This is a genomic window from Acinetobacter sp. 1125_18A, assembly GCF_052824985.1.
Window position 1 is genome coordinate 1 of sequence record NZ_VTDG01000029.1, and the last position, 10,368, is coordinate 10,368.

A 10,368-nucleotide genomic window follows, 5' to 3' on the forward strand; every position below is an offset into this window, starting at 1 on the left:
TGATGAACCTGCTGATGCTGTTGTACCATTAGCATTAACCGTATAAATATCTTGACCATTTGCACCTGTAGTTTTTGCAACCCCTGCTATATTGCTTCCACCTGCAACTTCAGTTTTTGATGCTGCAGCTTTAGAGTCAACATAAGTCTTATTTGTCGCATCCGTACCTGCTGTTGGTGCAGCAACATTTGTAATCGCTAACCCACCGGCATTAATACCTGTTGTTTTATTGATAACAACGCCACCAACTGCAACCTGATCTGCTGTAACACCTGCATTGTTAAGAACAGTATTGCCTGTTGTAACTGATGTGAATGTAGGATTGTCAGAAATCGAAACTTTAATTTGGTTTGCTGTAACCGCTGTAGAAATATTTTTACTATCCCCAATCACTGCAACAGATGAACCTAATTTCTGGCTCGTTGTTCCAGTTGTTCCTGTAAATGTAATTGGTTTAACCACTTCAGCATTTAATGCACTCACTGCAGCACCAACATTATTAACTGTTGTTGTTGATGCATCTGTTTTTGTGATTGTATAACTTGGAGCAGTAATACCGCCTGCCGCTGTACCCGCTGTAGCCCCACCACCTAAAGCCGTCGCTGTATCTGTTGCTACCTTGGCCAACTCAGTATTGGTATTAAATAATTGGCTACCGTTAATTGCATCGGTACTAGACGCTGTAACCTGACCCGCTGCGACATTTTGTATTTGTCTTTTTATTGTACTTGAACCAACGCTCACAACACCTGTGCTCGCTGTACCCGTTGCAGTGTAAGATTTACCATTAATCGTTTGAGCGGTGCTGTTTACGGATGCTGATGTTGTCGTACTTGCTCCCAGTGCTGTACTACCAGCAATAGATGCATTTGCCCCATCACCTATAGCAACAGCGCCACTCGCAGTTGCATTCGTTCTTGCACCTAAAGCAACTGCACCTGTTCCTGCCGTTGAGACTGCAGACTGCGCCCCTATTGCAACAGCATCAGTTCCAGCAGACTGCGCACCTTTAACCGCATTACCACCAATAGCAACGGCGCCACTAGCAGAAGCGGTAACTGCATTAGCAACTGATAAAACATTTCCATTAGCAGTACCTGTAGCCGTTCCACCTAATGCTACAGCATTTTGTCCTGTTGACTGGCTGCCTTCACCAAGTGCAGTACTACCTACTCCTGTTGCTCGACTCTCTACACCCACAGCCGTACCAAAAGCATTGGCTTGGCTATTATGACCGATAGCTGTTCCTGCATTACCTGTAACTTCTGAAAACGCTCCATATGCAGTTACAGCCGAAAGACCATTACCTTTAGCATTACAACCAGCAACAGTAGAGTATGTACCAGAACCATCCGTTGCCTGGCCACCAGTCGTTCCAGGATTTATAGTACCGACAATCCCATTAGAGCCAGTTATACAATTATTTGAATCTGTATTTATAACATTCGCGGTTACATCGGATGAAAAAGTGATCATCAAACTAACTGTTGCTGCCCCAATAATTCCAGTTACTTTTGAAGACTTGGTTTTCCCTTTTGCCAATTCAGAAACTGCAACCCATGCCGACAAAGTCGCATTCCAAATCACTTTGTAGATCTTATTCATATTACTTTTCCTTTAGGAGGTGCATTACAGCCGCTGATTTCGCATCAATAATGCATATAAAATGTACAATTTTTTTTATTTAACAATTTACATACATTTAAAGCAATAGAAAAATTGAGATATATTTCACTTATTTTGTTTTTTTAAACACATGGTCTAAACTTTTAAATAAAAAGCAAAATAATCACACATTTTATAATTTTTATACATATAAATCAGCAATTTATACACCAATCAAAAAACATTAAGATTTATTAAATACATATTGTTCTTAAATTGAGCATGTGACAAAATTTGTCACATTTATCAAAATAATGTGAGACTTAGTTTACATTTGACATATTGTTAAATTTCGATTAACTGCCTATGCTTATTCAGTTAACAATTTTTTATTGCGAAATAGGTCACAATAACTCCAATTTCAATTTCTAAACCATCTGTTTATTTAGATTAAGTTAAAAATAAGATCTATTTCTATCAATTTAAAGTGAAAAATTTTATTTTAAAAAGTGATATTTATTTTAAAAATGGATATTGGTTAATTTAGACTTACGCGAATTTTAAGGGTACTGTAAAAGGCATCTGCTGACTGTTTTCAAAGCAGATAGATGATCTGAACAAAATATACAATTGATCGTATTTTATTTTTTACATAGAAAAACCCGTATTTTCATTTGAAAACGCCACCGCATAATCAGGTTTGCTATAATTCAATTTAAAATTTAATCTGAGCATAACCTTTGAAGATCATTTTTGCAGGTACACCCGAATTTGCAGCTTCTGCTTTAGCAGCACTCATTGAAACTGATCACGAAATCGTCGCTGTGTATACTCAACCCGACCGCAAATCAGGTCGAGGACAAAAAATGACAGCTTCAGCCGTGAAACAACTTGCGCTCGCAAACAACTTACCCGTCTATCAACCCCTTCATTTCAAAGCATCGACAGACGAAGGCTTAGCGGCTCAACAAGAATTAGCAGCTTTGGGCGCAGATGTAATGGTGGTTGCGGCTTATGGTTTAATTTTGCCTCAAGCCGTATTAGATACACCGCGCTATGGTTGTTTAAATATTCATGGTTCTTTGCTACCACGTTGGCGTGGTGCCGCTCCGATTCAGCGTGCCATTGCAACAGGTGACACTGAAACCGGAGTAACAATCATGAAAATGGCGGCTGGACTAGATACAGGTGATATGATCTTTAAAACAGTGTGCCCAATCACAGTAGAAGAAACCTCAGCGACTTTATATGACAAACTTGCGATCCAAGGCGCTGAAGCAATTTGCGTGGTATTAGAATCAGAACAAAAATTACAACAATATTTAGATGCACGTGAAGTGCAAGATGAACAATTTACGGTATATGCACATAAACTCACAAAAGCTGAAGCACAAATTGATTGGACTAAATCAGCAGTTGAACTTGATCGCAATATTCGGGCATTCAATCCTTGGCCAGTCGCATTTACACCAATAGATGAAAGCAATAATTTACGTGTATGGAATTCTCAAATTTCAGACCTTACAGCCAATGGCGAAGCACCCGGAACCATTATCGAAATGAACAAACAAGGTGTACATGTGCTGTGTGGAGATGGTGTGATTTGTCTGACTAGCCTACAATGGCCAGGTGGTAAAGCCATTAACCCTGTACAAATTATACAAAGCCATAAACTTTCAGTAGGAAATATATTCGCATGAGCCAAATTCAATCATCTGCAAAAAATTTGAATTTGCGTGCACAAGTGGTTAAAACACTTTTAGCTGTTCAAAATGGACAGTCTTTGGCTTCCGTTTTAAACCAACATATCAATATTGTTTCTGAACGTGATCGTGGTTTATACCATGAGCTTACTTTGGGCTGTTTACGTCAGTGGTATTCTTTAAAAGCAATTACCTTACCCTTGCTCACAAAACCGTTAGACAATGAAGCATTAGAAAGTTGCTTATATTTGGGTTTATACCAGATTTTATGCACCCGTATTCCTGCACATGCGGCGATTTCAGAAACTGTCAATGCAGCGAAACAATTAGGTTTTGAACCGATGAGTGGTTTGGTCAATGCCATCCTTCGTCGTGTTTCACGTGAAACAACTGAGTTTCAAACGGCTTTGAATAATACCCATGGTTTACCAAGCTGGCTGTTCAAACGACTTAAAAAAGATTGGGCTGATCGACTCCCTGAAATCTGTCAAAACTTAAAACAAGTCGCTCCACTAACGCTGCGTGTCAATGAACGTCAAATTAGTCGTGATGAATATCTTGATATTTTAGATGAAGAACAGATTGATGCTCGTCCTTGTACACTTTCAGATGTTGGTATTGTTCTGGAACAAACAGGTAATATTACTCATTTACCAGGCTTTGAAGAAGGCGGGTTTTCTGTTCAAGATGAACATGCTCAATTGTGTGCAACACTGTTACCCAACTTAGATGACAAAGTCATTATCGATGCTTGTGCAGCACCGGGTGGTAAAGCAGCTCATATCTTAGAGCGCTTCAATCCTAAAAAATTAATTGCGCTTGATCATGATGCTAAACGATTATTGCGTGTTTCAGAAAACTTGGAACGCCTTGAATTAAATGTTGATGCAACAGTTGAAATCATCACAGCAGATGCTACAACATGGGTGCCTAAAGAGTTGGTCGATTGCATCGTATTAGATGCACCTTGTTCTGCTATTGGTGTTATGCGTCGTCATCCTGATATCCGCTTATTGCGTCAATCTACAGATATTCAACAAGTGGTCGATCTGCAAAAGCAAATTTTAAAGCATATGTGGCAGCAGCTTAAAGTCGGTGGAACACTACTTTATATTACCTGCTCAATTCTGAAAGTTGAAAATGAACAGCAGATGGTCGAGTTTTTTGCTGAACATGCAGATGCTGAAGAAATCAAGATTGACGCAAACTGGGGAATAGAACAAATTCATGGTCGTCAATTGTTGCCTGAAGCGCATCATGGTGATGGTTTCTATTATTGCCGAATTCATAAAACGGCTTAAAAAATGCATTAAAAAAGCAGGCTAATTCGCCTGCTTTTTTTTTGACTCAAGTTTAAAGGGTATGGTGATCTTTGACTTCTTCCAGAACTTCATCCAGTTCTTCAGGATTTTTCATCAAATGTAGGATCGATAAAATCAACCCACCCCATAAAAATACCATTGAAATAATCATCATCACGATTGCAGAAGTATTCATTTTGACGCTCCTATCGATCTTTCATTTTGCTAAGGACTAAAGCAATAACAGCACAGAAAATCACACTGCCCCAACCAAAGAACATCAACATACTTGAACTATAGGTATCGTATCCATTTTTAATCAAGCTAAAAACGGTCATAGTTAAAGTGACCAGCAAAATTAAAGATGTGATTACAGTTAAAGTGAAATCCCAACCTTTACCAAGTTGCACAGTTGAAATACGATTCACATGATCTCGTAACTCCATCAATGCCGAACGTTTAAACCATGCTATCGAAATAATTGACAATAACGCACCACCAATAATCCCAATGTTATTGATAAAGTGATCGACGATATCCACCAGTTTAATCGAGTTCACACTAGAGAATAAGAAAATTGAAACCAGTGCACTACCACCACCAATGATGCTTACGGCTTTTTTACGTCCCCATTTTAACTTGTCTTGCATCGCTGCAATCGGCACTTCAAGGATACTCACCATTGAAGAAATCCCTGCAACAAATAAAGAAGAGAAGAACAGTAAACCGAATAAATCCGCACCAGTCCCTAAACTTGAAATGATTTTAGGGAAAGCAATAAATGCCAAGCCGATACCACCACTGACCACTTGATCTACAGGCTTGCCTGCTGAAAATGCCATAAAGCCCAGTGCCGCGAAGATACCAATCCCCGCAAGGATTTCAGTAGACGCATTGGCAAAACCAACAATGAGGCCCGAGCCTGTTAAATTGGTTTTTGGTTTAAGATACGAGGCATAAGTCACCATGATCCCAAAGCCAACAGAGAGTGAAAAGAACGTATGACCAAATGCTGCAAGCCATACTTTATAATCCCACATCGCTGCCCAGTTCGGTGTAAAAAAAGCATTTAAACCTTGGACCGCTCCTGGTAAACGCAAAGCTTGAATAACAAGAATAGTAAACAGAATAAACAGTAGAGGCATGAAAATTTTATTGGATAATTCAACCCCTTTTTTCACACCACCAAATAAGATGATCAGTGTTAATGCCCAAATTCCCACAATTGGCCAAAATAAATGACCAACAAACTGAAAATCAAAACTTGTTGATTTTGAAGTTTGTAAATAGGTATTGAAGAAGAAGTTTTCAGGATCACTTCCCCACAATTGACCTACAGAAAAATAAACATAACTGCCAGCCCATGTCAGTACGCTGGCATAATACAAACCAATAATGATACAGACACAGACTTGCCACCAACCTAAAGTTTCACCCCCTTTAAATAAAGCACGATAGGCTTTAGGAGGTGAAGAATTACTTTTATGCCCTGTCGCATAGTCTAAAAATAACAGTGGCAAACCTGCAGTGATAAGTGCAATTAAATATGGAATTAAAAAAGCGCCACCACCGTTTTCATAAGCAATGTAAGGGAAGCGCCAAATATTACCTAAACCGACAGCCGATCCAACAGCTGCGATAATAAAACCTGATCGTGATGTCCAGTTTTCACGAGATTCTGTCATAAAACACCTAATTCTGTAGATGTCCTCAAATGCTGCTTTTTTTCATTGTGATCTGCGAGCAAAAGAAGTACCAATTTTAAATTTTGTTGTTTGAATAAAACAGCACCTTTTGGGTCCTTTGTTATTATTCCAAACCAGTAACTTTGCAAACTTCTCGGTTAAAGTGCATCAACAAAATTACTGTTTAATGTTGTAACAATACTCGTTTTGCAGCGCTTTTTCTGTAATTTGTGTCCATTTTCCCATGTTTTTTTTACTTTTCGTCACACATGGTTAATTTTTAGCTATTTTGCTTGGAATTGCCTATTTCTAATTGACCCTCTTGGGTAGTCGATAATGCCCAATGATTTTATATTCATGCAAAATATCATTTTCACGTGTTCCAGAACCAATGTTATGAATAACCAAAGGTGTTTTTGATAACATTGTGGTTTTATTTGAAATGATACCAATGTGGGTTAAACCTTTACCTAAATCCCATGCCACGATATCACCTGCTTGATACTTTTGATCATTCACTTGATAACCTTGACGCTGAAAATAGGTCATGATATTTGGAACCCGTCGATGATCAATATTTCGATCGGTTGCTTTTAAACCCCATTTTTGTGGATATTTTTTAAAATTGGCTTTCATATCTTCATGAATACGTTGTTGCAGATCTATACCTTGATGGCGTAAGGCGCGAATAACCACGTCTGTGCATACGCCTTTGATCAATGGAACATCACCCATTGGATAGGACAATTGAGTATAAGCAGGATCATAATAAAGAGTTTTCCAGATCTGAGAACGTGCATCATTTACCAATTTTTCAGATTGAAATGCCCAAATTTGCACACTCTGTAAGCAAAGCAAAACTATTAAAAATAATGAATTGAAAAATTTTATTATCATTTTTTAACTCTATATATAAAATTCAAAGAAATAAGGAGCCGTAGCCCCTTAGAATATTAACTTATTGTTTGATCACAAGTAAGCGCTCTTCCTGCATATCACCAATTGCAGACTGGATCCCCTCACGACCTAAACCCGAATCTTTCACGCCACCATATGGCATATTATCAACTCTGAAGGTGGGTATATCATTGATAATTACCCCGCCCACATGTAGATGATCCCATGCATAAAGCATCTTATTGAGATTTTGAGTATATACACCAGCTTGTAAACCAAAGCGACCTTGGTTAATCAGTTCGATACCTTTCTCAAATGTTTTATATTTTTCTAAAATTGCCACAGGGCCAAATGCTTCATTTTGATAAATTTCAAGAGATTCATCGACATTTTCAAGCAAAGTTGGCTCGAATAAAACGCCTTTTAAAGTGCCACCAATTAAGATTTTCGCACCCTTTTTCTCCGCTTTATCTACCCATTTTTTTAAACGAATCGCTTCTGCCTCCTTGATCATTGGGCCCACTATCGTGGTTTCTACATGTGGATCTGCAGCAGATACTTTTTTCAATTTTGCTAAGATTTTTTTCTAAATTCTATATAAATATCAGCATGGACTAAAATTCGTTGCACACTAATACACACCTGCCCCGCATGCCCATATGCACCACCAATCACTCGATCAATCAATGCATCACTTATTTCTGTATCAGGTTCAATTAAAACAGCTGCATTACCACCCAATTCGAGGGTTACTTTTTTACGACCAGCACGTGCTTTCATATCCCAACCCACTTGATCAGAACCGGTAAAGCTGAGCAGCTTAAAGCGATCATCCGTCACTAACACATCAGCATGTTCTCGTGGACAAGGCAAAATTGAAAATGCGCCTTTTGGTAAATCTGTTTCAGCCAAAATTTCTGCGATTTTTAATGCGGAAATTGGCGTCAAACTTGCCGGTTTCAATACAAATGGACAACCCGCTGCTATTGCTGGTGCAATTTTATGCGCTGTTAAATTCAAAGGAAAATTAAACGGACTGATCAGAGACACTGCACCAATCGGTACATGTTGTACCATTCCCCGATATGCAGCAGCCGAAGCGGTAACAGCCAAAGGCATTAAATGACCGTCATTGATTGTGGAGACTGCATCTGCCGCTAGCTGGAAAGTATTAATCAGCCTTTCAACCTCAGCTGCTGCTGCAAGTTTAGGCTTTCCACCTTCGATAATTAAAATTTGGGTTAATTCTTCACGGAGCTCTTTAAAACGCTGAACACAATGTAACAGTATTTTTTGCTTCTGAAATGGTTTTAAAGCAGCCATTTCTTTCTCTGCTTTCACAGCTGAACTGATGGCTTTTTCTAAAATTTTTGCATCCGCTAAAGCCACTTTTGCATAAATTTTCCCCGAAAATTTATCATGAACTTCAAGCCATTGTCCTGATTTAATCGCTTTATTGGCGACATAAAGTGGGAATTCAATCACTGCTTGATCAATAGAATCACTCATCCTACACCCTCGATTTAATCTTTTTAATAATGCAAAATTTGATAAACCCCTATATCATGCCTTCTGTTAATACAGTATTGAAATGTATTTAAGTAACAAAAATATAGGATGAAAAATTATTTCATCAAGAAGGACATATGAAATCTATTCAATTACCCTTATTTATCGCTGCATTAGGTCTAAGTTCATTTGCTCAAGCTGATTTTATTGGTTTAAAAGGTGATGTGAATTACTGGTCTTACAATGGAAAAATTGAAAATACTAAGCCACTAAATGGTAATAATGATATTGATCGTGATAATGGCATTCAAGCTTCGATTGCTTTTGAACATCCTGTTCCTCTTTTACCGAATGTAAAAATTAAATACACCAATTTAGATAGCTCAACTAACAATAATGATGGTGCATTTAGCTCAAATACAATTGACCTTACTAATACTGATTATATTTTATACTATGAAATACTCGATAATATTGTTAGTGCAGACATTGGTTTAGGCTTAGCAAATATTAATGGTGATTTTAAACAATATGATGCAATTCAATCTATGGATTATACGATGTCTGGTAATTTACCTATTGCTTATGCCTCTATCGGTGGGAAGCTCCCATTTACAGGTTTAAGTACCAAAGGAGAAATTATCGTTGGTAGTGATGGAGATGCAACACTGACAGATGTACAAGCAGAACTTCAATATAATTTTGTGCAAAGTTTACTTTTAGACCTTGGTGCTAAAGTAGGATATCGCTATATGAGTATTGATGCTGATAAAGATGACATCAAATATAAATTAGATTTTAAAGGGCCTTATATTGGTTTAAATGCCCATTTTTAATAGAAAATATCCGTTTATGATCATGTAAGCTTTTTCTTACATGGTCTGCCGATTTATGCGTATAGGCAGAACAGCTAAATTTTAATATTATAAACACATTAGGAAACAGGAAGTTTCCATTAAAAACAAGAATAAGATAGGACGATAACGCAGGATAGCGAAAGGTACGACAGGAGTTATACCTCAGAACCAATACAAAAAACCTCAGGCATGGATGTCTGAGGTTTTTTTATTTTGAATAGACTAAAACAATTAAAGTAAAAAACTTACCACTTCATAAAAGCCATTCCTTCAATAGCATCAATTTGAATCAGTTCAGTTTGTTTTTGAACTAGTTTAACCGCTTCATGCAAACTTATTGTTTTTGTATAAGAGCCTTTTTGATCAGGAACAGGAATATCTGCATCTAATGAATAATCATCATTGACGATAAACTGTAAAGTACGATCATTTTTATCAACGATCCCTAAAAAGTTTTCTGGTCTGATTAACACAGATTGCATTATTTCTATGATTTCATCGATAGATGCATACTGATTTTGAGTGGGTAAAACCTCTTCACCATCATAATCTGTAAAGAAAAATTGGAAAATCAACATATTATTAACTGTTTTTATCGTAATACTTTAATTTTTAGCATAAAGAAACGACTGGTTCAATAGCTCAACTCTTTCTATATCTTCACTTCAATGATGATCATGATGAGAAATAAAGAAAATAAGTTCAGTTTCATCAATGCATAAGCTTAATCAGTGATCAATTAACTTAATATAACTAGATCTATTTCATTTCGCTAATAAACACCACCCATAAAAAAACACCCCGCTCTCGT

Annotated in this window: 8 protein-coding genes and 1 pseudogene; 3 read left to right on the forward strand and 6 right to left on the reverse strand. The window is 37.4% G+C overall.

Annotation, left to right across the window (positions count from 1 at the left end):
* Window positions 1–1,605 (reverse strand): ESPR-type extended signal peptide-containing protein (locus FY049_RS21955; protein WP_446084408.1); only part of this gene is annotated, 1,605 nt, incomplete at its 3' end.
* Window positions 1,606–2,345: 740 nt separating this feature from the next.
* Between FY049_RS21955 and fmt the strand changes: the two genes are divergently transcribed.
* Together fmt and rsmB are read left to right on the forward strand one after the other, a co-directional pair.
* Entirely contained in the window at window positions 2,346–3,305 is a 960-nt protein-coding gene (gene fmt / locus FY049_RS21960; RefSeq protein WP_105714786.1) for a methionyl-tRNA formyltransferase, read from the forward strand.
* A complete protein-coding gene (rsmB, locus tag FY049_RS21965; protein ID WP_262783023.1) occupies window positions 3,302–4,609 on the forward strand; it encodes a 16S rRNA (cytosine(967)-C(5))-methyltransferase RsmB in 1,308 nt (435 codons plus the stop codon). Before fmt ends, rsmB begins: the two co-directional genes overlap by 4 nt.
* A 52-nt stretch (window positions 4,610–4,661) precedes the next feature.
* Here rsmB and FY049_RS21970 read toward each other — a convergent pair whose 3' ends face one another.
* From FY049_RS21970 to FY049_RS21985, 4 genes and pseudogenes are all read right to left on the reverse strand, one after another.
* Complete coding sequence (locus FY049_RS21970; protein WP_004718897.1) at window positions 4,662–4,805, reverse strand: methionine/alanine import family NSS transporter small subunit; 144 nt, start codon at window positions 4,803–4,805, stop codon at window positions 4,662–4,664.
* A gap of 10 nt (window positions 4,806–4,815) precedes the next feature.
* Entirely contained in the window at window positions 4,816–6,294 is a 1,479-nt protein-coding gene (locus FY049_RS21975) for a sodium-dependent transporter (RefSeq protein ID WP_004718898.1), read from the reverse strand.
* Window positions 6,295–6,603: 309 nt separating this feature from the next.
* Window positions 6,604–7,191, reverse strand: a complete 588-nt coding sequence (locus FY049_RS21980) for a DUF1287 domain-containing protein (protein WP_105714789.1) — start codon at window positions 7,189–7,191, stop codon at window positions 6,604–6,606.
* Between the two features lie 61 nt (window positions 7,192–7,252).
* Window positions 7,253–8,700: pseudogene (locus FY049_RS21985) on the reverse strand (aldehyde dehydrogenase family protein).
* 137 nt (window positions 8,701–8,837) lie between these two features.
* Between FY049_RS21985 and FY049_RS21990 the strand changes: the two are divergent.
* Window positions 8,838–9,536, forward strand: coding sequence for a TIGR04219 family outer membrane beta-barrel protein (locus tag FY049_RS21990; protein ID WP_105714791.1), 699 nt, complete (start codon window positions 8,838–8,840; stop codon window positions 9,534–9,536).
* A gap of 266 nt (window positions 9,537–9,802) precedes the next feature.
* Here the strand turns inward: FY049_RS21990 and FY049_RS21995 are convergent, their stop codons facing one another.
* On the reverse strand, window positions 9,803–10,135 hold the full coding sequence (locus FY049_RS21995; RefSeq protein WP_034618067.1) for a hypothetical protein: 333 nt from the start codon (window positions 10,133–10,135) through the stop codon (window positions 9,803–9,805).
* Between the last annotated feature and the right edge of the window lie 233 nt (window positions 10,136–10,368).